The sequence below is a fragment of the Stutzerimonas chloritidismutans genome, from assembly GCF_038562055.1.
GTDB classification, from domain to species: domain Bacteria; phylum Pseudomonadota; class Gammaproteobacteria; order Pseudomonadales; family Pseudomonadaceae; genus Stutzerimonas; species Stutzerimonas chloritidismutans_A.
The window spans coordinates 516279-539424 of the sequence record NZ_JBCFXD010000001.1 but is presented as its reverse complement, the minus strand read 5'-3'; the positions used below and the strand labels follow the sequence as shown (position 1 = coordinate 539424).

General features: G+C 63.3%; 20 protein-coding genes. 13 read left to right on the top strand and 7 right to left on the bottom strand.

Annotated elements, in window-relative coordinates; translation table 11 throughout:
• Window positions 1-5: 5 nt before the first annotated feature.
• The 3 genes from fdhF to fdhD all read left to right on the top strand — a co-directional run bounded on the left by fdhF (window position 6) and on the right by fdhD (window position 4052).
• Entirely contained in the window at window positions 6-2849 is a 2844-nt protein-coding gene (gene fdhF / locus AAGW23_RS02420; protein WP_342404758.1) for a formate dehydrogenase subunit alpha, read from the top strand.
• A gap of 73 nt (window positions 2850-2922) precedes the next feature.
• On the top strand, window positions 2923-3162 hold the full coding sequence (locus AAGW23_RS02415; protein WP_342404757.1) for a formate dehydrogenase subunit delta: 240 nt from the start codon (window positions 2923-2925) through the stop codon (window positions 3160-3162).
• 41 nt (window positions 3163-3203) lie between these two features.
• Window positions 3204-4052, top strand: a complete 849-nt coding sequence (gene fdhD / locus AAGW23_RS02410; RefSeq protein WP_342404756.1) for a formate dehydrogenase accessory sulfurtransferase FdhD — start codon at window positions 3204-3206, stop codon at window positions 4050-4052.
• A 72-nt stretch (window positions 4053-4124) separates the two neighbouring features.
• Here fdhD and AAGW23_RS02405 read toward each other — a convergent pair whose 3' ends face one another.
• Together AAGW23_RS02405 and yrfG are read right to left on the bottom strand one after the other, a co-directional pair.
• Window positions 4125-6227: a PAS domain-containing sensor histidine kinase gene (locus AAGW23_RS02405; RefSeq protein WP_342404755.1), complete on the bottom strand. Its 2103-nt coding sequence runs from the start codon at window positions 6225-6227 to the stop codon at window positions 4125-4127.
• A 167-nt stretch (window positions 6228-6394) separates the two neighbouring features.
• Window positions 6395-7075, bottom strand: coding sequence for a GMP/IMP nucleotidase (yrfG, locus tag AAGW23_RS02400; RefSeq protein WP_342404754.1), 681 nt, complete (start codon window positions 7073-7075; stop codon window positions 6395-6397).
• A gap of 121 nt (window positions 7076-7196) precedes the next feature.
• Here yrfG and nudE point away from each other — a divergent pair, with 121 nt between their 5' ends.
• The 3 genes from nudE (at window position 7197) to AAGW23_RS02385 (ending at window position 11556) form a co-directional block, all read left to right on the top strand.
• Window positions 7197-7763 carry an ADP compounds hydrolase NudE gene (gene nudE / locus AAGW23_RS02395; protein WP_148925583.1) on the top strand — a complete coding sequence of 189 codons (567 nt, stop codon included), beginning with the start codon at window positions 7197-7199 and terminating at the stop codon, window positions 7761-7763.
• The gene (gene cysQ, locus AAGW23_RS02390; RefSeq protein ID WP_342404753.1) at window positions 7760-8575 is read left to right on the top strand and encodes a 3'(2'),5'-bisphosphate nucleotidase CysQ; all 816 of its coding nucleotides are present in this window, start codon (window positions 7760-7762) and stop codon (window positions 8573-8575) included. Before nudE ends, cysQ begins: the two co-directional genes overlap by 4 nt.
• A 116-nt stretch (window positions 8576-8691) precedes the next feature.
• Window positions 8692-11556 carry an ATP-binding protein gene (locus tag AAGW23_RS02385; RefSeq protein WP_425540801.1) on the top strand — a complete coding sequence of 955 codons (2865 nt, stop codon included), beginning with the start codon at window positions 8692-8694 and terminating at the stop codon, window positions 11554-11556.
• Between the two features lie 9 nt (window positions 11557-11565).
• On the opposite strand, the gene AAGW23_RS02380 is transcribed toward AAGW23_RS02385, so the two are convergent.
• Both AAGW23_RS02380 and AAGW23_RS02375 read right to left on the bottom strand, forming a co-directional pair.
• A complete protein-coding gene (locus AAGW23_RS02380; RefSeq protein WP_342404752.1) occupies window positions 11566-12558 on the bottom strand; it encodes an asparaginase in 993 nt (330 codons plus the stop codon).
• A 58-nt stretch (window positions 12559-12616) separates the two neighbouring features.
• Entirely contained in the window at window positions 12617-14062 is a 1446-nt protein-coding gene (locus AAGW23_RS02375) for an alanine/glycine:cation symporter family protein (protein WP_342404751.1), read from the bottom strand.
• 151 nt (window positions 14063-14213) lie between these two features.
• Here AAGW23_RS02375 and AAGW23_RS02370 point away from each other — a divergent pair, with 151 nt between their 5' ends.
• Window positions 14214-15035 (top strand): helix-turn-helix transcriptional regulator, encoded by an 822-nt coding sequence (locus AAGW23_RS02370; protein ID WP_342404750.1) that lies wholly within the window; start codon window positions 14214-14216, stop codon window positions 15033-15035.
• Between the two features lie 131 nt (window positions 15036-15166).
• On the opposite strand, the gene AAGW23_RS02365 is transcribed toward AAGW23_RS02370, so the two are convergent.
• Together AAGW23_RS02365 and AAGW23_RS02360 are read right to left on the bottom strand one after the other, a co-directional pair.
• On the bottom strand, window positions 15167-15925 hold the full coding sequence (locus AAGW23_RS02365; RefSeq protein ID WP_342404749.1) for an ABC transporter substrate-binding protein: 759 nt from the start codon (window positions 15923-15925) through the stop codon (window positions 15167-15169).
• A 167-nt stretch (window positions 15926-16092) separates the two neighbouring features.
• The gene (locus tag AAGW23_RS02360; protein WP_342404748.1) at window positions 16093-17517 is read right to left on the bottom strand and encodes an aspartate ammonia-lyase; all 1425 of its coding nucleotides are present in this window, start codon (window positions 17515-17517) and stop codon (window positions 16093-16095) included.
• A 190-nt stretch (window positions 17518-17707) separates the two neighbouring features.
• Here AAGW23_RS02360 and AAGW23_RS02355 point away from each other — a divergent pair, with 190 nt between their 5' ends.
• Window positions 17708-18634, top strand: a complete 927-nt coding sequence (locus AAGW23_RS02355) for a LysR substrate-binding domain-containing protein (protein ID WP_342404747.1) — start codon at window positions 17708-17710, stop codon at window positions 18632-18634.
• A 46-nt stretch (window positions 18635-18680) separates the two neighbouring features.
• Here AAGW23_RS02355 and adhP read toward each other — a convergent pair whose 3' ends face one another.
• Window positions 18681-19703 (bottom strand): alcohol dehydrogenase AdhP, encoded by a 1023-nt coding sequence (gene adhP, locus AAGW23_RS02350; RefSeq protein WP_342404746.1) that lies wholly within the window; start codon window positions 19701-19703, stop codon window positions 18681-18683.
• Between the two features lie 248 nt (window positions 19704-19951).
• Between adhP and purE the strand changes: the two genes are divergently transcribed.
• From purE to AAGW23_RS02325, 5 genes are all read left to right on the top strand, one after another.
• The gene (gene purE / locus AAGW23_RS02345) at window positions 19952-20443 is read left to right on the top strand and encodes a 5-(carboxyamino)imidazole ribonucleotide mutase (protein ID WP_102836537.1); all 492 of its coding nucleotides are present in this window, start codon (window positions 19952-19954) and stop codon (window positions 20441-20443) included.
• Complete coding sequence (locus AAGW23_RS02340) at window positions 20443-21528, top strand: 5-(carboxyamino)imidazole ribonucleotide synthase (RefSeq protein WP_319297267.1); 1086 nt, start codon at window positions 20443-20445, stop codon at window positions 21526-21528. The genes purE and AAGW23_RS02340 overlap by 1 nt, the downstream gene beginning before the upstream one ends.
• 101 nt (window positions 21529-21629) lie before the next feature.
• The gene (locus tag AAGW23_RS02335; protein WP_025243550.1) at window positions 21630-21881 is read left to right on the top strand and encodes a GlsB/YeaQ/YmgE family stress response membrane protein; all 252 of its coding nucleotides are present in this window, start codon (window positions 21630-21632) and stop codon (window positions 21879-21881) included.
• 49 nt (window positions 21882-21930) lie between these two features.
• Window positions 21931-22461: a DUF3299 domain-containing protein gene (locus AAGW23_RS02330; protein WP_102836539.1), complete on the top strand. Its 531-nt coding sequence runs from the start codon at window positions 21931-21933 to the stop codon at window positions 22459-22461.
• A 3-nt stretch (window positions 22462-22464) separates the two neighbouring features.
• Window positions 22465-23142, top strand: a complete 678-nt coding sequence (locus AAGW23_RS02325; protein WP_342404741.1) for a uracil-DNA glycosylase family protein — start codon at window positions 22465-22467, stop codon at window positions 23140-23142.
• The last annotated feature ends 4 nt before the right edge of the window (window positions 23143-23146 follow it).

Below are 23146 nucleotides of genomic sequence, written 5' to 3'. Positions count from 1 at the left end.
TAGACATGGCCCTGTATCGTGAACTCGACTATGGCACTCCCGCCCGCACCGGCGCCCCGGTTACGGTGGACATCGACGGCACCGCGATCACCGTGCCGGCTGGCACCTCGGTCATGCGCGCCGCACAAGAGGCCGGCATCGCCGTGCCCAAGCTTTGCGCCAGCGACAGCCTGGAGCCGTTCGGTTCCTGCCGCCTGTGTACCGTGGAAATTGAGGGGCGCCGTGGTTATCCGGCGTCCTGCACCACCCCGGTGGAGCCGGGCATGAAAGTGCGCACGCAGAGCCCCAAGCTCGCCGAACTGCGTCGCGGCACCATGGAACTGTACATCTCCGACCACCCGCTGGACTGCTTGACCTGCTCGGCCAACGGTAATTGCGAACTGCAGGACATGGCCGGCGTGGTTGGCCTGCGTGAGGTGCGCTACGACCCGGTGAAGACTCACCTGGCCGAGGCCAAGGACGAATCCAACCCCTATTTCACCTACGACCCGGCCAAGTGCATCGTCTGCAACCGGTGCGTGCGAGCCTGTGAAGAAGTGCAGGGTACCTTCGCCCTGACCATCGACGGCCGGGGCTTCGATTCACGCGTGGCCGCCAGCCAGGACGAGAGCTTCATCGACTCCGAGTGCGTATCCTGTGGCGCCTGTGTCAATGCCTGCCCGACCGCGACCCTGACCGAGAAGTCGCTGATCGAGATGGGCCAGGCCGAACGCAGTGTCACCACCACCTGCGCCTACTGCGGCGTGGGCTGCTCGTTCAACGCCGAGGTGAAGGGCAACGAAGTGGTGCGCATGGTCCCGAACAAGAATGGCCACGCCAACCACGGCCATGCCTGCGTCAAGGGCCGCTTCGCCTGGGGTTACGCCACCCACCCGGACCGCATCAAGACGCCGATGATCCGCGACAGTATCGATGAGCCTTGGCGCTCGGTGAGCTGGGACGAGGCGATCGGCTATGCCGCCAAGCGCTTCAGGGAAATCCAGGCGCAGTTCGGCCGCGATTCGGTCGGCGGTCTGACCTCCTCACGTTGCACCAACGAGGAAACCTATCTGGTGCAGAAGCTGGTGCGCGCCGCCTTTGGCAACAACAACGTCGACACCTGCGCACGGGTCTGCCATTCGCCGACCGGTTACGGCCTCAAGGTCACCCTCGGCGAGTCCGCCGGCACCCAGGACTTCGATTCGGTGCTGGCCGCCGACGTGGTGCTGGTGATCGGCGCCAACCCTACCGACGGTCACCCGGTGTTCGGCTCGCAGCTCAAGCGTCGGCTGCGTGAGGGGGCCCGGTTGATCGTCGCCGATCCGCGCGGTATCGACCTGGTGCGCAGCCCGCACATCAAGGCCGAACATCATCTGCAGTTGCGCCCGGGCAGCAACGTCGCCCTGCTCAACAGCCTCGGACATGTCGTCGTCACCGAGGGGCTGGTGGACGAGGCGTTCGTCTCCGAGCGCTGCGAGGCCGAGGCCTTCGAGCAATGGCGCGCCTTTGTCAGCGAATCGCGCAACAGTCCCGAGGCCATGGAAGCACTGACCGGCGTTCCGGCTGCTTCGGTACGCGCTGCCGCACGCCTGTATGCCACTGGCGGCAACGCCGCGATCTACTACGGACTGGGCGTCACCGAGCACAGCCAGGGCTCGTCCACCGTCATGGCGATCGCCAACCTGGCCATGGCCACCGGCAACATCGGTCGGCCGGGGGTCGGGGTGAACCCGCTGCGCGGGCAGAACAACGTGCAAGGCTCATGCGACATGGGTTCCTTCCCCCACGAGTTGCCAGGCTACCGCCACGTCTCCGATCCGGTGGTGCGACCACAGTTCGAGGCCGCCTGGGGCGTCCAGCTGCTCGACGAGCCGGGTCTGCGCATCCCCAACATGCTGGCCGCGGCCCACGCCGGCACCTTCAAGGGGCTGTACATCCAGGGCGAAGACCCGGCGCAGTCCGACCCCGACACGCAGCATGTCACCGATGCGCTCAAGGCCATGGAATGCGTGGTGGTGCAGGACCTGTTCCTCAACGAAACCGCCAAGTTCGCCCACGTCTTCCTGCCCGGTGCGTCCTTCCTTGAGAAGAACGGCACCTTTACCAACGCCGAGCGTCGCATCTCGCCTGTGCGCAAGGTGATGCCGGCGCTGGCCGGCAAGGAAGACTGGGAGGTGACGGTGGCGCTGTCCAACGCCCTCGGCTACCCGATGAACTACACCCATCCGTCGCAGATCATGGATGAAATCGCCCGTCTGACCCCGACCTTCACCGGCGTCAGCTATGCCAAGCTCGAACGTATGGGCAGTATCCAGTGGCCGTGCAACGACGAGGCGCCAAATGGCACGCCGATCATGCACGAGGACGCCTTCGTGCGCGGCAAAGGCCGCTTCATGGTCACCGAGTTCATTCCCACCGAGGAGCGCACCTCGCGCAAGCGCCCGCTGGTCCTCACCACCGGTCGTATCCTCTCGCAGTACAACGTCGGCGCGCAGACCCGGCGTACCGCGAACAAAGCCTGGCACGCCGAGGACATACTCGAGCTGCACCCGGTGGATGCGGAGGATCGCGGCATCAGCGACGGCGACTGGGTCGGTATCAACAGCCGTGCCGGCGAGACCGTGATGCGCGCCAAGGTCACCGAGCGCATGCAGCCGGGGGTGGTGTACACCACCTTCCACCACCCCGAATCCGGCGCCAACGTGATCACCACCGACAATTCCGACTGGGCGACCAACTGTCCGGAGTACAAGGTCACCGCGGTTCAGGTGCACAAGGTCGAAAACCCTTCGCAGTGGCAGCAGGATTTCGAGGCCTTCACGAAAAAGCAGGTCGAGTTCCTGCCACGGATCGAAGTCACCCAGCTGTGAAACCCACCGGCGAGCCCCTGCGGCTCGCCGGCGCTCCCGTTTCTCTATCACGCATCGAGGTGTGCCGATGGGCATGAATGCCACGCAACTGATCAAGATGGCCAACCAGATCGGCGCCTTCTTCGTCTCCCAGCCCGACCCCGCCCAGGCGCGTAGCGAATTCGCCCAGCACCTCAGGCGCCAGTGGGACCCGCAGATGCGCACGGCGCTCTATGCGCATGTGGATGCCACGGCTGGGGAAGGATTGAGTCCCTTCGTGCTGGACGTGCTGCGCGAGCTGCGTGAGCAGATCGAACCGCAAGTACCTGCCTGAGTCGAATATCCTTACCGCCTCGCCGCCAGGATTTCGCCAACATGTCCCGTAATGCCCCCCTCAGCGACGTCGACTCACCCGTCGCCAGCGCATCGCCGGAGGCGTTCACCTACGTTGAACTGGACGAGGCTGCCCATACGGGCGACGCGGTGCTGGCGGAGGAGTGCGCGCTGGCCATCGCCTACAACGGCATCAGCCACGCGGTGATGATGGTCTCGCCCAGCGCGCTGGAGGACTTTGTCGTCGGCTTCAGCCTGAGCGGCGAGCTGGTCGCTAGCATTGACGAGATCTACGACATCCAGCTCAGCCGTCGCGGCGAGGCGTTCAGTGCCGACGTCGAGATCGGCAATCGAGCGTTCTGGGCACTCAAGCAACAGCGCCGCAACCTGGCCGGTACCAGCGGTTGCGGCCTGTGCGGTGTGGAGGCGATTGACCAGGCGCTGCCGCAATTGACGCCGCTGGCGTCCAGCCCATTGCCCCCGGCTGCGCACCTGCACGAGCTGCGTGCGCGGATCAACGACGCGCAGCGCCTGGCGCGGCAGAGCGGGGCATTGCACGCGGCGCTGTTCGTCGATGAGCACGGTGAGATCGTGCTGTGCCGTGAGGACATCGGCCGGCACAACGCGTTGGACAAGCTGATCGGCGCGCTGCGCCGCGAAGGCCGTGATGGCCGCAGTGGCTTCGCCGTTGTCACCAGTCGCTGCAGCCTGGAGCTGATTCACAAGGCCGTGCGTGCGGGGTTGTCGACGCTGGTCAGCCTTTCAGCCCCGACCGACCTCTGCGTGCGCTGGGCGCGCCAGCACCGGCTCAACCTGATCCATCTGCCGCACCACAGCGCGCCGCGGGTTTACAGCCCGGCCGTTACAGGCGAGGGCGCGCATCCCCGCTAACCTTCGGGTTGTCCGCCGTTTGCATGCAAACGGCACCCCAGACGTTTGTGACACCCTAATACCGGCACGGCCTTACTTGAGATCCTGGGCCAGCATGGCGCGGATTCGCGTGGCCAGCAGGTCGATGGTGAAGGGTTTGCTGATCATGTCCATGCCCCTGTCGAGAAAGCCGCTGCTGGCCGCCTGTTCGGCGTAGCCGGTCATGAACAGGACGCGCAGGCTGGGCCGCAGCTGGCGCGCGATGTCGGCCAGCTGACGGCCGTTCATACCGGGCAGGCCTACATCGGAAATGAGCAGGTCCAGCGGTTCACCGCTTACCAGAATGGCCACCGCCGCGTTGGCCTCGGCCGCTTCCAGGGCGCGGTAGCCGAGCATGTCCAGTACGTCCATGACCAGCATGCGCACCGCGGCGTCGTCCTCGACCACCAGCACCCGTTCGCCCTGCAGCGCTTTTGGCACCTGCTCGGCAGGGGCGTCAGGAACGGCTTGAGCTTGAAGATCGCAGTGTGCCGGCAGGTAGAGGGTGACCTCGGTACCTTCGCTCGGCTCGCTGCGGATCTGCACATGGCCGCCAGCCTGTCGGGCGAAGCCGTAGATCATCGAAAGGCCGAGCCCGGTGCCCTGGCCGATGGGTTTGGTGGTGAAGAATGGCTCGAACGCAGACGCCAGGACCTTGGGCGTCATACCACAGCCACTGTCGATCACGCTGAGGCTGACGTAGCGTCCGGGGGCCAGGTCGCCGATCTCACCGGACTGCTGCAGCACCACGTTGGCCGTGGCGATATACAGGCTACCGCCGTCGGGCATGGCGTCGCGGGCGTTGATGACCAGGTTGAGCAGTGCGCTTTCCAGTTGGTTGTCGTCGCTGTGCGCTGGCCACAGATCCGGCTGCAGCTGAGCGTCGACCAGAATATGGCTGCCCAGCGTGCGCACCATCAGGTCGTGCATCGACTCGACCAGCGCATTGATGTCGACCCGCTTGAGATTCAACGGCTGGCGACGGGCAAAGGCCAGCAGCCGGTGGGTGAGCGCCGCCGCGCGGTTGGCCGAGGTGACTGCTGCATCGATGAAACGCTGGGTTTCGGCGTGTCGGCCGGTCTGGTTGTAGCGCTGTATGAGGTCCAGCCCACCGATGATGCCGGTGAGCATGTTGTTGAAGTCGTGAGCGATGCCGCCGGTGAGCTGGCCCACCGCTTCCATCTTCTGCGCCTGACGCAGCGCTTCCTGAGCCTGCTCACGACTGGCCATTTCCTTGAGCAGGCGCTCGTAGACTTCCGCCAGCGCCTCGGTGCGCTCCTGGACCCGGCTTTCCAGCGTCTCGTTGAGCTCACGCAACGCCTGTTCCGCTTCCCAGCGCTCGGTGACGTCCTGAGCCAGCACGAAAAAGCCCTGTACCTCACCGTGGTCGTCGCGGCGCGGCAGGTACTGGACCTGGGTTTGGCGCGGTTTGCCGTCGCGGTGTGTGCTGTAGGCTTCGAAGCTCAGTTCCTGGCCGGCCAGCGCCGCCTTGATGTGCGCCTCGCGAAGGGCATAGGCCTCTTCACCGAGGACCTCGCGAACGCTCTTGCCGTATAGCGACTCGGGGCTCAAGCCATACCAGCTTTCGTAATGGCTGTTGTTGAAACGAAAGCGCTCGTCTCGATCAACGTAGCCGATAAGCACCGGCAAGGCATCGTTGATTATCTTGATTTCAGCGTTGCGGCGGCGCAGGGCCTCCTCTTCGCTGGGCCTAAGGCAGAGCAGCTGGCCAACGATCTGTTGGCCATCCCGGATGGGGCTGATGGCGATATCGAAGCCGACATTGCTTGGCGACGGGCTGCTGTCGACAGGGTGATAGTTGCGCAGTGTGCAGGTCCGGGTGCGTTCAGCGAGCGGGCTCACATGATGCAGCCCCGGCCAGTTGTCGCCCCAGGATCTCGCGACTGGCGCCCCGAGCGCGCCCGGATGGTGGTCGCCGATGGCAGCGGCATGCGCATCGTTATACAGCTGCAGGCTGGCTTCGCCCCACAGGATGCACATTGGCAGCGGCGCCTCGAGCACGGTGTCGAGCAGTACGCGCAGAACGGTCGGCCATTGCTCGACCGGGCCCAGCGCCGTTGTGCTCCAGTCGTGCCGGCGGATCTGCCAGCCCATTTCGCTGCGTTCGGAAGGCCAGAATCCTGCGTCTACAGCCATAGTTCTTCCATTCTGGCGAGCCGGGGTTCCACCCGCGTCGCACTTAAGCCCGGTTCATTTACACGCTGGACGTCAGTCACCTGGATCGCCTTTTTCCATCATCTGCTGGCCATCTCTTAGAAGGCGGATACGCCTGGGTCTGAGTTAAGCACGCCCACATGTTTCGGTCAGGCCGAGAAGCCCTGCAGGCTGCGGATCAGCTCGAGATAATCGTCCACAGCGGTGAATTCTTCGGTGTTCTTCCTGCCTCGGCGGCTGTCCGGCTCGCTGATCGCCAGCAGGTGAGCGATGCCGTAAGCCCGCGCGCTGCGCAGCACAGGCAGGCTGTCGTCGATAAATAATGCGGTTGACGGATCGAAACCCAGATCCGTTTTCAGCGCATGCCAGAACTGGGCCTGCTCCTTGGGGAAGCCATAGTCGTGCGAGCTGATCAGACGATCGAACCAGGGGGCCAATTCGATGCGTTCAAGTTTCAGCGACAACGAGTCGCGGTGGGCATTTGTGATCAACACAACGCGCTTGCCTGCCTCGCGCAGGGCCGCGAGGAACTCGTCGGCCGCTGGACGCAGGGCGATCAAGTCTGCGATCTCTCGCTTCATCTCACGAATCGGCAGGTTCAGTTCGCGGGTCCAGAAGTCCAGGCAGTACCAGGTGAGCTTGCCCTCATGTTCGTTGAACAGCGGTGCCAGCTCCAGTTCGGCCATGGCGCGGCTAATGCCATGCCGTTCGGCATAGCGCTGCGGCAGCAGGTCGAGCCAGAAATGGTTGTCGAAATGCAGATCCAGCAAGGTGCCGTCCATGTCCAGCAGGACGGTGTCGATCTCGGGCCAGGGCAGTGAAGCAATCATGGCGGGCTCTTGTTCGGCGGTTGGTACCCATGGTGCGACAGCGGTCGGCTCGATGCAAAGCGTTCGCGGCGATCACAAAAAGCCGGGTTATGATTGGCCTTCGCGTTCCAAGGATATCCCCATGCGCCAGAAACCTACCGTACTTGCCCGTGAGATCGTCGCCAGCAGCCGCCTGTTCCGTGTCGAGGAGCTGCAGCTGCGGTTTTCCAACGGCGTGGAGCGTACCTATGAACGGCTGGTCGGCAAGGGCACCGGCTATGGCGCTGTGATGATCGTCGCGCTGGAGGCCGACGGCCGCGCGCTGCTGGTGGAGGAATACTGCGGCGGTACCGATACCTACGAACTGTCGCTGCCCAAGGGCTTGATCGAGCCGGGCGAAGACGTGCTCGACGCGGCCAACCGGGAATTGAAAGAGGAGGCCGGATTCGGCGCACGCAGCCTGGAACTGCTCACCGAACTGTCGCTGTCGCCGGGCTACATGAGTCAGAAAATTCAGGTGGTGCTGGCGCGCGATCTCTATCCCGAGCAGCTGCCAGGAGACGAGCCGGAGCCGATGCGTGTTGATCGGGTGGATCTGCGTGAATTGTCCAGCCTCATCCAGAACCCGCAGTTCAGCGAAGGGCGCGCCCTGGCGGCCCTTTACCTGGCTCGTGATCTGCTCAGCCAGCGGGGGGAGTTCGAACAATGAGCCATCCCTATCTGGCGCCCGTCATTGATCTGGTCCGCGCTGCGGGCGAGGCCATCCTGCCGCACTGGCGCACCGATGTGCAGGTGCATGAGAAGGCCGATGCTTCGCCCGTGACCGCCGCTGACATGGCGGCTCATCACCTGCTGGCTGATGGCCTCCGGGCGCTTGATGCGGCCATCCCGGTATTGTCCGAGGAAGACTGCGCGCTGGGCCTCGCCGAGCGGGCCGGCTGGTCGCGCTGGTGGCTGGTCGATCCGCTCGACGGCACCAAGGAGTTCATTGCCGGTAGCGAAGAATTCACCGTGAATGTCGCGTTGATCGAGCAGGGGCGGGTGCTGTTCGGTGTGGTCGGGGTTCCGGCCAATGGCCGCTGCTATTACGGCGGGGCCGGGTTCGGCGCCTGGCGTGCCGAAGCCGATGGTGCGGCGCAGCCCTTGCGGGTGCGCCATCAGGCCGGAGGCGAGTTCACCGTCGTTGCGAGCCGTCGCCACTCCAGCCCTGCTCAGGAGCGTTTGCTCTATGGCTTGCGGCAACGTTTTGGCGAGCTGGCCTTGGCCAGTGTCGGCAGCTCGCTGAAGTTCTGCCTGTTGGCCGAAGGGGCGGCCGACTGTTACCCGCGGCTGGCACCGACTTCACAGTGGGACACGGCGGCTGCTCAAGGCGTGCTGGAGGGTGCCGGTGGCGAGGTGCTGGATATTGCCGGTGCAGCCCTGACCTACGAAGCCCGGGAGGATTTCCTCAACCCCTCATTCCTGGCGCTACCGTGTGACGCTGAATGGCGGGCCGAGCTGATCCAGCTGGCTGGCCGTTGACGCCGAGGCGCCCGGGAGGTCGGATATTCCCCCGGCGTCTCGGTCGCGCGAAAGGCCATGCTAGGATTCTTGCGGTGACCAAGCCGAGCGCTTGAGTTGGAACGCTGGAGCTGCCTGTGTCGAAAACCCCCACCGGGATACGTCAATGGATCTGGCGTGCCTTCGTTCAGACAACATTGATCCCGCTGGTGCTGGTCGAGGTCGTGCTGATCGCGGCCTACCTGCTGACCAACAGCGCTATCCGCGATGCGCAGATCGAGCACCTGCGCGAGACGGCGCTTTCCGAATTGCAGACGGCCGTCGCGCGTGAGTCGCGGGTGATCAGCCAGCAGTTGCAGGAAGTGGCGAACGCGGCCACCCTGCTTCGTAGTTTCTCCCGTCGTGCGTTGGAAGACGACAGCCCTGTGGCACCGGTGCCGCTTGAGCTCACTGCCGATGGGGTGCGCTATAGCCCCCTCGACTTGGGAGGCGCCGCCAGCTTCTACTCGGGGCTGACGCCCCCGGAACGTCACGATCTGCAGAAGGTGGCCAAGCTCCAGCGGCTCGACCCGCTGATGATGGAGCTGCACGCCAGCAACCCGCTGATCGCCAGCCTCTATTTCAACAGCTGGGACGGCTACAACCATATCTACCCCTGGTTCGATACGGCTCAGCAGTACGCGCCGGACGTTAATATCCCCAGCTACAACTTCTATTACCTGGCCAATGCCTGGCACAACCCCGCGCGCAAGGTGGTGTGGACCGATGTCTACCTCGATCCGGCCGGGCAGGGCTGGATGATGTCGGCCGTGGCGCCGGTTTACCGAGGGGACATGCTCGAAGGTGTCAGCGGTATCGACATCACTGTCAGCGGGCTCCTGAATCAGATCAGTCATCTGCGAGTGCCCTGGGACGGCTATGCCATGCTGGTCAGCCACGACCTGAGCATCATGGCCCTGCCGGAGTCGGGCGAGCGGGAATTCGAACTCAACGAGCTGACCGATCACTACTACAACGATGCGGTGCGTCGTGAAACGCTCAAGCCTGAAGATTTCCGCCTTGACCGCCGCGGCCACACCCGCGAGCTGGCAAAGGCGGTCGCTACGCAGAGCGAAGGGGTCATGAGCCTGGAGCTGAAGGGTGAACAACGGCTGGTTGCCTGGACGACGGTGCCGCAAACCGGCTGGCACCTGATGGCGGTGGTCGATGAAAACGCAGTCTTCAGCCAGACCAATGCCTTGGCCAGCCGCTTTCAACAGATCGGCTGCCTGCTGATTGCCGGGTTGGTGCTGTTCTACCTGCTGTTTTTCGCCTTTATGTGGCTGCGTGCGCGTCAGCTCAGCCAGGCGTTGCTGAAGCCGATCGCAGGTATCTCGCAGATGATGGGCCAGATTGGCCTCGGTCGGTGGCGACCGGAGCCCGTCTCGTCTGAGATTCGCGAGCTGGATGATCTGGCGCAGCACACCCGAGGCATCGGCGCCCAGCTTGAGAACAGCGAGGCGCAGCGTACCCAGGCTCAGGAACGTCTCGAACTGGTGCTTGAAAGCGCCACTGAAAGCCTCTGGGAAAACGACATGCGTCGCGGCGTGATTCAGCTTCGCGGGCGGTTGCCAGCGCGCTTCGGGTTGTCTTCGGCACAGCTGAGCGAGGCTCAGTTTCTGCAGCGTATCCATCCGCTCGACGTCGCCCAGGTACAGGCCGAACTCGACCGCATGCACGAAGGTCATGCGCTGCGCTATGAAAGCGAGTACCGCTTCGCTGATGCGTTGGGTGAATACCACTGGCTGCTCAGTCGCGGCCGCGTGCTGGAACGTGACCCACAAACAGGTGAAGCGACGCTTGTAGCCGGCACCCATGTGGATATTGATGCCATCAAGCGGGTCGAGGACGATCTGCGCCAGGCCATCCAGCAGGCCCATGCGGCCAACGAGGCCAAGACTCATCTTATATCCAGCATCAGCCATGAACTGCGTACGCCGCTCAACGCCATCCTCGGGTTTGCCCAGCTGATGCGCATGGACTGCTCGCCTGATGCGCAGCCGGAAGCAGCCGAATATCTCGATGAAATCTTGCTGGCCAGCCGGCACCTGAATCAGTTGCTTGGCGATATTCTCGACTGGTCGAGCTTGCAGGCCGAGCGGCCGCAGCTGACGCTCAAGACCGTCGAAGTCACTGCTTTGATGCATGAGTGCGCCGAGCTGGTGGTGCTTGATGTTCAGCGCCACGGCCTGCAGTTGGAGTTCGATTTGCCGCAAGGGTCGGTCGAGGTGCAGGCAGAGCCGCGTCGGTTACGTCAGGTGTTGCTCAATCTGTTGTCCAACGCCATCAAGTACAACAAGCCAGACGGGAAGATTGTGCTGCGCATCGAGACGGTCGCCGGCCAGGCAAAGCTAGTGGTCGAAGACACGGGGCTTGGCATCGATGAGCGTTTGCAAGCGCAGCTGTTCGAGCCGTTTCGCCGGCTTGGCCGCGAGAGCTCCAACATCCAGGGCGCGGGCATCGGCCTTTCGCTGTGCCTGGAGTACGCCAAACTGATGGGCGGCAGTATCGGGGTGAAGAGCACGCCTGGAAGCGGCAGTCGCTTCTGGATCGCCCTGCCTTTATCTGGTGAGTCGAGCGCCCGGCCGCTTCGCCAGCGGCCCCGGATCGTCTATGTCGAAGATGACCCGGCCAGCCAGCTGCTGGTGCGCAAGGCCCTGGCTGATCTGGCTGAAGTCAGCGTAATAGGCAATGGACGGATGGCCTTGGAACATTTGCTGGTCGATCCGCCGGAGTTGCTGCTGCTGGATTTCAACCTGCCGGAGCTTGATGGTCAGCAGCTGCTGCGTTTGCTACGTCAGTCCCCTGCCACCCAACGGCTGCCGGTGATCGTGCTGAGTGCGGCGAGCGAGAAGAAGACCGGGCTCGACTGCCAGGGCTGGCTGGGCAAGCCGCTGGACCTCGACGCGCTGCGCCGGCGGGTCCAGGACTGCCTTCAGGAACTAGATCTCCATCCAGGTTGAGCCCGCAGATCAGTCGACGCGCTCACCGCAGAGGTCGAGGGCGAACCAGTGCTCGACTTCGGTCTGCGACAGCCCGGCGCCGAGCAGCGCGAACAACTTGCCCAGCGCCGCCTCCCGCGTCATGCCGCCGCCTGACATCAGCCCGCTGGCAGCCAGTTTGCTGCCGGCCGCATAGATGCTGAATTCGACGTGACCCTGCGGACACTGGCTGATCGCGGCCAGTACAACGCCGCGCTGATGGGCGTCCCGCAGTGCCTTCAGCAGATCAGCATCATCCGCCGGCCCAGTTCCGCTGCCATAGCACTCGATGAGCATGCCTTCTACGCCACTGGAGAGCAGAGCGTGCACCTGGGCTGCCTGAATGCCCGGATAGAGCGGCAGCACCGCGAGGTTCACCGGCTGACGCGATTGGCGGTAGTCGAGTGTTGCGGGAATAGCGGATGCTCGCTGTCCTTGGCGCTGTCGTGGCAGTACACCGAATGCATCGAGGCTGGCGGTGCCAAGTTTGCTGACTCGAGCGCCGTGCATCAGTTTGCCGGCGAAGTAGAGGTGAACGCCTGGCTCGACGCCCGCGTGCAGCGCCTGCATCGCACCGAACAGGTTGTCCCAGGCGTCGCTACCGGGCGCGCCGGCCGGCAACATCGCGCCAGTCAGCACCACCGGCACCTGGAGGCCGAGCAGCAGGAAGCTTAGGGCCGCCGCGCTGTAGGCGAGGGTATCAGTGCCGTGCAGGACCAGCACGGCGTCGCAGTTGTCCTGCTCGACACCGGCTCGGATGGTATCGACCATCGCCAGCCAGTGCGCCTGGTTCATGTTGGCGCTGTCGATGGCGGGCAGCAGTTCGCGGAACTGCCAGTTCGGCAAGGCCAGCTCGGGTTGTTTGTCCTGCTGGTCGCGCAGTCGGCTGGCAAAGCCGGAGGCGGGCATCAGCCCTTCGGCGCTCTGCTGCATGCCGATGGTGCCGCCGGTGTACAGCACCAGGGTGTTTCTGGAAGCCGGCATAGGGGTCTCCTAATGAAAACAGGGGCCAGCGGCCCCTGTTCAAACGACGCGGAGCAACTTAACGCTGATCTGCCTGGCGGGCTGCCGTGGCGGTGTTGACCGTCGATTCACTGCCGACTCTGGCAGGCCAGACGCTCGGGTCCAGATCCAGATCGGCGAAGTTCTTCGGATCGAATACTGGCGACTCGACACCTGCCTTGCGCTGACTATCGTAATCGCGCATCAGGCGCAGGCCCACCTTGAACAGCAGCGCCAGGGCGATCAGGTTGCAAATTGCCAGCAGGCCCATGGTGACGTCGGCAAAGCCGAACACCGTGCCCAGGTCCTGAATCGAGCCCCACATCACCAGGCCGATGACCATGACGCGGTAGACCAGGACCGGCCAGCGCTTGCCAGTGAAGAAACCCAGTGCGTTCTCGCCGAGGTAGTAGTTGTAGATCAGGGTGGTGAACACGAACAGCAACAACGCAACGCTGATGAACACCCGGCCCCACTCACCGACGACGGCGGCCACAGCGGTTTGCGTCAGCACCACACCGGCCATTTCGCTGCCCGGCTCGAACACGCCGGAGAGGATGATGATCAGCGCGGTGCAGCTGCACAGGATGATGGTGTCGATGAATACGCTGAGCGATTGCACGATGCCCTGCGCCACGGGGTGCTTGACCTCAGCGACCGCCGCCACGTTAGGCGCACTGCCCAGGCCCGCCTCGTTGGAAAACAGGCCACGCTTGACACCCATGATGATGGCCGCGCCGATGCCGCCGGCGAAGGCTGGCTCAAGTCCAAAAGCGCTGCGGAAGATGGTGCCGAATGCTTCAGGAATGGCGCTGGCGTTGCTGCCGATGACAAAGATCGCCATGGCGATGTAGGAGAACGCCATGATAGGCACCAGCACGTCGGCGAACTTGGCGATGCGTTTGATGCCCCCGAAGATGATCAGGCCGATCACCACCATCAGCACGATGCCGCTGACGAAGGTGGGCACGCCGAAGGTATCGTTCATCGAGCTGGCAACGGTGTAGGACTGCACGGCGTTGAAGCCGAAGCCAAAGGTCACCAGCAGCAGCAGCGACACGACGATGCCCAGCCAGCGCTGGCCGAGGCCGTGCTCGATATAGAAGGCCGGGCCGCCGCGATAGCCGCCGTCGGGTTCGCGGCGCTTGTACAGCTGGGCCAGGGAGCATTCGAAGTAACTGGTGGCCATGCCGACCAGCGCCACGATCCACATCCAGAAGATTGCGCCTGGCCCGCCGAGCATGATGGCGACCGAAACACCGGCAATGTTGCCGGCACCGACGCGACCGGCGACGCTGAGCATCAGCGCCTGGAACGAGCTCAGCTGGCCTGGCTGGCGTTTGAAGGCTTCAGCGAAGATGTGAAACATGCTGCCGAAATAGCGGAACTGGACGAAGCGCGAGGCAATGGTGAAGAACAGGCCGAGGCCTATCAGCATCACGATGAGCAGCTTGCTCCAGATGAGATCGTTGAGAAGATCGAGCATGGCGGAGAGGTCTCTCTTGTTGTTTTGACAAATGGTGAAACACCGACCTGGAATGGTTAGTCAGACCCCGCGGTCATTCAATTACGCGGGTCGCGGCGAACTGGCGCGAGTTGATGCTAGAATCGCGCCGCTCGCATCACCGGACATCTCAATGCAAGACCACCTCGGCGCCAATCTCAAGCTGCTCTGCAGTCATTACCGCTCGATCGCCGAGGTCTGTCGAAAGCTGACGATCAACCGCGCCCAGTTCAATAAGTACCTGAACGGGCAGAGCCGTCCCACCGCACACAACCTCAAGCGCATCTGCGATTTCTTTGGCGTGGAAAGCTATGAACTGAGCCTGCCGAGCGACCAGTTCACTCAGCTGATCGGTATGCGCAGTCACGACCAGGAGCGTACTGCTGCCAGCGACCCGCTGCTGGAGTTGTTCCAGCCCATGCGCGACAACGCCAACAGCCTCTCCCGTTATTGCGGCTATTACTTTGAATACGCCAACTGTATGTCGGTGCCGGGGCAGATTCTGCTGTCACTGGTGCATCTGCGCGAGGACCGTGGCAGCTTCGTCTTCGAGCGTCAGGAGCGGCAGGAGCAGTCGCGTGCCGACAACCCTAGGGCCGAGGATTGGGTGGTGCGTTGTCGTTACCTCGGCGCGGCGTTCTATCTGCAGGATCGTCTGTTTCTGATCGATTACGAGTCGCTGACCGGAAACGAGATGAGCCAGACCATCCTCATTCCCAGTTTCAAGAGCCGCATCAGCCGCCTCAACGGTCTGAAAACAGGCGTCTCCAGCGGCGACCGTCGTACCCCGGCCTGTACTCGCGTGGTCTGGGAATACCTGGGCAGCGAGATCAATCGGGTCAATGCCTATCGACAGGTGATGCTCTACGGTCTGGATGACCCGCGCATTGACCCGGAAATCCGCGATCGACTCGCTGCGGTATCGTTGCGGGACGGGCTGTTCGAGATCGAGTGAGGGTGGGGTGCGCTGCTGGTCGGTCGATCAGGATTGATCCAAAGCCGGCCGGAATCTGGAGCGAAGAGCGGCATGGTGGGATGTTGCACCGGGTCGATGACGCGTCTCGCGCCATCGACCCGGTGCTGGGTTCAACAGAGTTCAGGATGCTTGACGCAGGTGCCGTAGCCTTCGGTCTTCATCTCGTCCAGGGCGTTCTGCAGGCGGGTAACCACTTCATCCGGCGTGTCCTTGTTCAGCGCCAGGTACAGCGGGGCGGAGTTGAACACCAGCACGGTGTTCAGGGCGCCCACGCCTTCCTGCCGGGCGTAGTAGCGCCAGACCGGGTCCGAGGTGGCCCAGAGGTCGATACTGCCGCTGAGCAGCTTCTGCAGATTTTCCTGGTCACGCAACGAGTTGACCGGCGTGAGGCCCTGGGCTTCGATACGCGTGCTTACCGCGCTGCTCTTGTAGGCGCCGATGGTATAGCCCTGTGCCTGTTCCAGGCTTGTCAGCTTAAGGTTCGAGCCGGGCGCCGAGAGCAAAACGCTTTCGTACTGGGCGATGGGACCGACCCATTTGAACAGCGGGCGGCGGTCATCGGTCATGGACGTGGAAAAAAGGCCGTGGTTGGGGGAGTCCAGCGTGGTCTGGTAAACGCGATCCCAGGGAAAGCGCAGCGTCATCGAGTAATCAATCCCGGCACGCTTGAACATCTCACGGACAGTGTCCGCGCTGATGCCCTGGATGTGCTCTTCCTTAGCGAAGTTCTTGCCGCCCTCGGCCATGTTGAAAGGCGGGAAGTTCTCGGTCTGCAGTACCACTTCGTAGCCTTGCGGCAGTTCTGCATGCGCAAGCGGCGCGCCGGTAAGGGTGCTGAACAACAGGGTAATGGCGACTAGTCTGCGCATGGGGCCTCCGTGAAAGCGGCGGAGTCTACGCAAGCGAAGAAAACGGCGGCATGTGCCGCATCACGCTTTGACCGCTGCGCCTGGCGTCGCCTCCTGAGGAGGGCGACGCTGTGCAGCTTCATTGACGGATACCTTTGGGCTGGTGCCACGGGTCTGTTCTGGCGGTGTTACGCCTTCAGCGGCACCAGTCGCGGCGCGATCATGTTTTCCGGACGCAGGATGTCATCGAGTGTGGCGTCGTCCAGCAGGCGCTCCTCGCGCACCAGTTCGAGCACGCCGCGGCCGCTGAGCAGGGCCTGGCCGGCGATGCGGGTGGCGTTCTCGTAGCCGATGTAGGGGTTCAGCGCGGTGATCAGGCCGATGGAGTTTTCCATCAGGCGCCGGCAATGGTCCTCGTTGGCGGTAATGCCGACGATGCAATGCTCGCGCAGCATGTCCATGGCGCGTTGCAGCAGGCGGATTGAATCGAACAATTTGAAGGCAATCAGCGGCTCCATGACGTTGAGCTGCAGCTGTCCGGCCTCAGCAGCCATGGTCAATGCCAGGTCGTTGCCGATCACCTCGAAGGCCACCTGGTTGACCGCTTCAGGGATTACCGGATTGACCTTGCCCGGCATGATCGAGCTGCCCGGCTGACGCGGCGGCAGGTTGATTTCGTTGATGCCGGTGCGCGGGCCGCTGGAGAGCAGACGCAGGTCATTGCAGATCTTCGACAGCTTCACCGCCAGGCGCTTGAGCATGCTCGAGAAGGTGACGAAGGCGCCCATGTCCGAGGTGGCTTCGATCAGGTCGGCCGCGGGTTTCAGCGGATGGCCGCTGATGGTCGCCAGGCGTTGCACGGCCAGGGCCTGATAGTTCGGGTCGGCGTTGATGCCGGTCCCGATGGCGGTGCCGCCGAGGTTGACCTCAACCAGCAGCTGCGGTGCGATCAGCCGCAGGTGTTCGAGGTCTTCGCCGAGGGTGGTGGCGAAGGCGCGAAATTCCTGGCCGAGGGTCATGGGCACCGCATCCTGCAGCTGGGTGCGGCCCATCTTGAGGATGTGCGCGAATTCGCCCGACTTTCCGGCAAAGGCTTGTACCAGGCTGTCGAGGCTGGCCAGCAGGGTGTCATGGCCGAGCAGCAGGCCTAGCCGAATGGCGGTGGGGTAGGCGTCGTTGGTCGACTGCGCCATGTTGACGTCGTTGTTCGGATGCAGGTGGCGGTATTCGCCCTTGGCGTGGCCCATGTATTCCAGGGCCAGGTTGGCGATTACCTCATTGGCGTTCATGTTGGTCGAGGTGCCGGCGCCACCCTGGATCATGTCGACAACGAACTGCTCATGATGCTCTCCTCGGATCAGGTGCGCGCAGGCCTGGCTGATGGCTGTGTGCTTGGCATCGCTGAGGTGGCCGAGCTCGCGGTTGGCGTCCGCGGCCGCCTGCTTGACCATGGCCAGCGCCACCACCAGTTTTGGGAAGTGCGACAGCGGTACACCGGAGAGGTGGAAGTTGCGCACCGCGCGCAACGTCTGAATCCCGTAGTAGGCGTCTGTGGGTACTTCGAGGGAGCCAAGCAGGTCTTTTTCGAGGCGGAATGATGCAGCGCAGGACATGAGGGTTCTCATCCGAGAGAAAAGCGGCATTTGCCGCGAAGGCCGCTACCATAGGGCTTGTGCCGGTTTCGCCGCCAATGCCGTTAACCGCTGGGTCATGCTTAATTGGCATAAGGCTGGTGTGACGCCATTTCGCTGAGAAGCGTTATTACTGGCTTTCAGCACCCTATCCATCGCTCCGGGAGACGACATGAACATCGAAACCAAGTGGCTGGAGGATCTGGTCGCCCTGGCCGCGACTCGAAGTTTTTCCCAGGCAGCGGAGCGGCGCTTCGTCACCCAGCCAGCCTTCAGTCGGCGCATCCGCAGCCTGGAAAACTGTCTTGGATTGACCTTGGTTAACCGCGCTAAGACCCCGGTCGAGCTGACCGAGGCGGGCCAATTGTTCCTCGTCACCGCGCGCAACATGATCGACCAGATCGGCGAGGTGGTGCATTACCTGCACAACCTCGAGGGGCAGCGCGGTGAGGTGTTGCAGTTTGCCGCGGCGCATTCGCTGGCGCTGGGCTTCTTTCCCGAATGGCTGGCGCGTCTGCGCCAGGACGGCGTGCCGGTGAACAGCCGACTGGTCGCGACTAATGTCGGCGAGGCGGTGCATTCGCTGCGCGAAGGCGCCTGCGACCTGATCCTCGCCTACTACGATCCAGACGCCGCGCTGCAGATGGACCCCGAACTGTTTCCGTCCCTGTCGCTGGGCCGCACAGAAATCGTTCCGGTGTGTGCGGTCGATGCCGCTGGCGAGCCCCTGTTCGACCCGGACAGCGGGCAGAGCGTCCCGCTGCTGGCCTACAGCGCTGGCGCCTCGCTGGGCCGGTCGGTGAATCTGCTGTTACGTCAGCGCGGGCTGCGCTCCTCGACGGTGTACGAAACGGCCATGGCCGACAGCCTGAAAAGTATGGCGATGCAGCGCCTCGGGCTGGCCTGGGTGCCGCGACTGAGCGTGACCGCCGAGCTGGAGCGCGGCGAACTGGTGGTTTGTGGCGGCGAGCACTGGCGCGTGCCGCTGGAAATTCGCTTGTACCGTTGCGCGTTGGTACGCAAGGCGCCGGTGCGGTTGCTCTGGCGCAAGCTGGAAGCGGGGGCGGGGCAGGGCGTTGAGGGCGTGCTGACGGAGTGAAAAATGGCCCGGACTCATCGGCGCAGGACGAGTCCGGGCGATCCTGCTACATGTTCATCACGATTCGGCCCTCGATGGTGCCGGCGCGCATCTGGTCGAAGATCTGGTTGATGTCGTCCAGCTTGCCGCTGTGAATGGTCGCCTTGACCAAGCCTTCGGCGGCGAAATCCAGTGCTTCCTGCAGATCAGCGCGGGTACCGACGATGGAGCCGGTGATACTGATCGCCTTCAGCACCACGTCGAAGATCGGCGTCGGGAAGTCGCCTGGCGGCAGCCCGACCAGCGCCACGGTGCCGTGCCGCCGCGCCATGCCGATGGCCTGGCCAAAGGCGCTGTTAGACACCGCCGTGACCAGCACGCCATGGGCGCCACCGATGTCACGCTGGATCACCTCGACCGGATCTTCCGTTCGCGCGTTGATGGTGAGGCTGGCGCCCAGTTTTTTCGCCAACTCCAGCTTGGCGTCGTCAACATCAACCGCAGCCACGTGCAGGCTCATGGCTTTGGCGTATTGCACTGCGACGTGACCGAGCCCGCCGACACCGGAAATCACTACCCATTGGCCCGGTCGTGCATTGGTCACTTTGAGGCCTTTGTAGACGGTCACGCCCGCGCAGAGGATGGGGGCGATCTCGTCAAAGGCCACCTCTTTGGGTAGAAGACCCACGTAGTTTGGGTCGGCGAGGACGTATTCGGCGTAGCCACCGTTGACCGAGTAACCGGTGTTCTGCTGTTCGGTACACAGCGTTTCCCAGCCGGTCAGGCAGTGCTCACAGCAGCCGCACGCACTGTACAACCAGGGCACGCCGACACGGTCGCCTTCCTTGACCCGGCTGACGCCACTACCCACAGCAGCCACGTAGCCGACCCCCTCGTGACCTGGGATGAACGGCAGGGGCGGGCGTACCGGCCAGTCGCCTTCGACGGCGTGCAGGTCGGTGTGGCAGACGCCACAGGCCTCGATCTTCACCAGGATCTGCCCTGGGCCGGGTAGGGGCACCTTCACTTCTTCGATGCGCAGCGGTTCACCGTAGGCGTGGGCCACGGCGGCTTTCATGGTCTGGTTCATGGCTGTCTCCTTGCGATCGGAACGCCGAGTCTGCGCCCGGTCTGATGACCGGACCATTGACCTCCGGCAAGCCGACAACTTTTTTCCGGCCGTTTCAGATGACCGGTCGCAGGTGCCGGGGGCAGGGGCGTGCGTTATACTGCGCGGCCTTTGGTCGGGCCGGTTCCGACCCTGTTCCTGCACGGCCGCGCTGTTTTCAGCGCGGCCGTTGTTCCTGATGCGCCTAGGCGCCGAAGAGAGGCACGACGATGACCGCACTGGTAGGCGTGATCATGGGCTCCAAGTCCGATTGGTCCACCTTGAGCCACACCGCAGACATGCTGGAAAAGCTCGGCATTCCGCACGAAGTCACCGTGGTGTCCGCACACCGCACACCCGACCTGCTGTTCCAGTACGCCGAACAGGCTGAATCACGCGGTTTGCGCGTGATCATCGCGGGCGCTGGTGGCGCCGCGCACCTGCCGGGCATGTGTGCCGCCAAGACCCATCTGCCAGTGCTTGGCGTGCCGGTGCAGTCGTCGATGCTCTCGGGTGTGGATTCGCTGCTGTCGATCGTGCAGATGCCTGCAGGTGTGCCGGTCGCCACGCTGGCCATCGGCAAAGCGGGCGCGATCAATGCCGCATTGCTGTCGGCCAGCATCCTGGGCCACGAATTTCCTGAATATCATGCCGCGCTGAAGAAATTTCGCGACGAGCAGACACAGACCGTGCTCGACAACCCGGATCCGAGGGACGCGTAATGAAGATCGGCGTGATCGGTGGCGGCCAGTTGGGCCGCATGCTTGCCCTGGCAGGCACCCCGCTGGGCATGAACTTCGCTTTTCTCGACCCCGCTCCGGACGCTTGCGCGGCGGCCTTGGGCGAGCATCTGCGTGCGGACTATAACGATCAGGACCACCTGCGGCAGTTGGCCGACGAGGTCGATCTGGTGACCTTCGAATTCGAGAGCGTGCCGGCCGAGACTGTCGCCTTCCTGTCGCAGTTCGTGCCGGTCTATCCGAGCGCCGAGGCGCTGCGTATCGCTCGTGACCGCTGGTTCGAAAAGTCCATGTTCAAAGACCTCGGCATCCCGACGCCGGAGTTTGCCGATATCCAGTCCCAGGCCGATCTTGACGCCGCGGCTGCCAACATCGGCCTGCCGGCCGTGCTCAAGACCCGCACCCTGGGTTATGACGGCAAAGGCCAGAAGGTCCTTCGCAAACAGTCCGACGTTACCGACGCCTTCGCCGAACTCGGCAGCGTGCCGTGCATCCTCGAAGGCTTCGTGCCATTTACCGGGGAAGTGTCGCTGATTGCGGTGCGCGGGCGTGACGGCGAGACCTGCTTTTATCCGCTGGTCCACAACACCCATGAAAACGGCATCCTGCGGCTGTCGGTGGCGAGCACCCATCATCCGCTGCAAGCGCTGGCCGAGGATTACGCCGGCCGTGTGCTGAACGAGCTGGATTACGTCGGTGTGCTGGCCTTCGAGTTCTTCGAGGTTGACGGTGGGCTCAAGGCCAACGAGATCGCGCCGCGCGTGCACAACTCCGGTCACTGGACCATCGAAGGCGCCGAGTGCAGCCAGTTCGAAAACCACCTGCGCGCGGTAAGTGGCTTGCCGCTCGGCTCGACGGCCAAGGTCGGCGAGAGCGCCATGCTCAACTTCATCGGTGAAGTGCCGGCCGTGGCCAAGGTGATCGCGGTCGAGGACTGCCATCTGCATCATTACGGCAAGGCGTTCAAGGTCGGACGCAAGGTCGGTCATGCCACGCTGCGATGCCCGGACCGCTCCACGCTGGATCGGCAGATCACTGCCGTCGAGTCGCTGATCGCCCGCGACTGACCGTCCGGCCGTCTGGCTTGCTGCTTTACGCGGCGAACTGGCTGACTCGCCTCAGGTCCGAGAATACGTAACGCCTATTTTCGGACTTGAGGAGATTGCCCATGGGCATCATCGGAACCATCATCATCGGCCTGATCGTAGGCCTCATCGCACGCTTCCTGAAGCCCGGCAACGACAGCATGGGCTGGATCATGACCATCCTGCTGGGTATTGGCGGTTCGCTGCTGGCTACATACGGCGGCCAGGCGCTCGGTCTGTATGAGGCGGGCGAAGGTGCGGGCTTTATCGGTGCGGTAGTCGGTGCGATTATCCTGTTGGTCATTTACGGCATGGTCACCAGCCGTAAACATTGATTCGTCGGAGCCGTGCCCGGCGGCCCCATTCCCACAGCTTTCGGTTGTCATGCGCCCTTTAATTCTGCTCGTCCTTCTGTGCTGCGTTTCCGTCACCCATGCCGCCCCGGCGGAACTCGACTGGCTTGAGCTGATGCCGGCTGAGGATCGTCAGGCGCTGGAAGAGATGCCGGAAATCGAGCATGACTCGCCAGAAAACGATGGATTCAGCGATCAAGGCGCTCTCAAGCAGGGTGCTGGTCTGCCCGCGGTGATGTACTCCGCCAAGACCGTGCCGGCGCTCAACGGCAAGCTGATTCGCCTGGGTGGCTATCCGGTCCCACTGGAAACCGATAGCCAGGGCCGCAGTACCGAGTTCTTTCTGGTGCCTTATCCGGGCGCCTGCATCCATGTCCCACCGCCACCGCCCAATCAGATCGTGATGGTCCGCTATCCTGCCGGGATCATGCTGGACGATATCTATGCTCCGCTCTGGGTAGATGGCACGTTGCAGATCGAACCGGTCAGCAATGACCTGGCGGACGCGGCCTACGCGATCTCGGCCGCTGAGGTAAAGCTGGTAGACGAAAGCGATCTTTAGCCGATGAAGCGACCGTTGTCTCCTTCACAGTACAAGGCTTTCGCTGAGCTGGCGAAGCAGATCGAGGGCATCGATGAGGCGGTATACCAGGCTTTCGATAGGGATCCGCTGGAGCCCATCATCGGTCTAGGGCCGGCCGCCGCCCCCCTTGCGTTCTTTGGGCGTGATCCGGGGCGTGAGGAAGTGCGCTACGGTGTGCCCTTCATCGGTGGCGGTGGGCAGCTGGTGCGGCGCGGGCTTTATCGGTATCTCCACGGCGCAGACATGCCGGATTTCGAGGCCAGCCGCTGCGTGGGTGAAGGGTTTTTCTGGATCAACACGGTGCCCTACAAGCCGCTCGGTAACCGCGCCTGGTCGATGGCCGTAAAGCGTCGGTTCCATCCATTGATGCGCCAGTTGTTGATCGACAACTGGCAGGGCCGCGACATCGTCACGCTGGGACGTGAAGCGTTTCTCTGGTTTGGTCTGGATCAGCCACGTGAAGTGCGCCAGCAGCTTGAGGCGTTCTGGCAACGAGAGGACCGTTTCACCGCGTATTTCGATCTCGAACTGGCGACGGGGACGGGCAGTGGGCGCGCGTTTCGTCTGCATCCGCTGCCACACCCATCACCGCGGAACCTGACCTGGTTCAAGCGGTTTCCTGAGTTGCTGCAAGTACGTCTGCAGCAGTTGCTCGGCTGACACC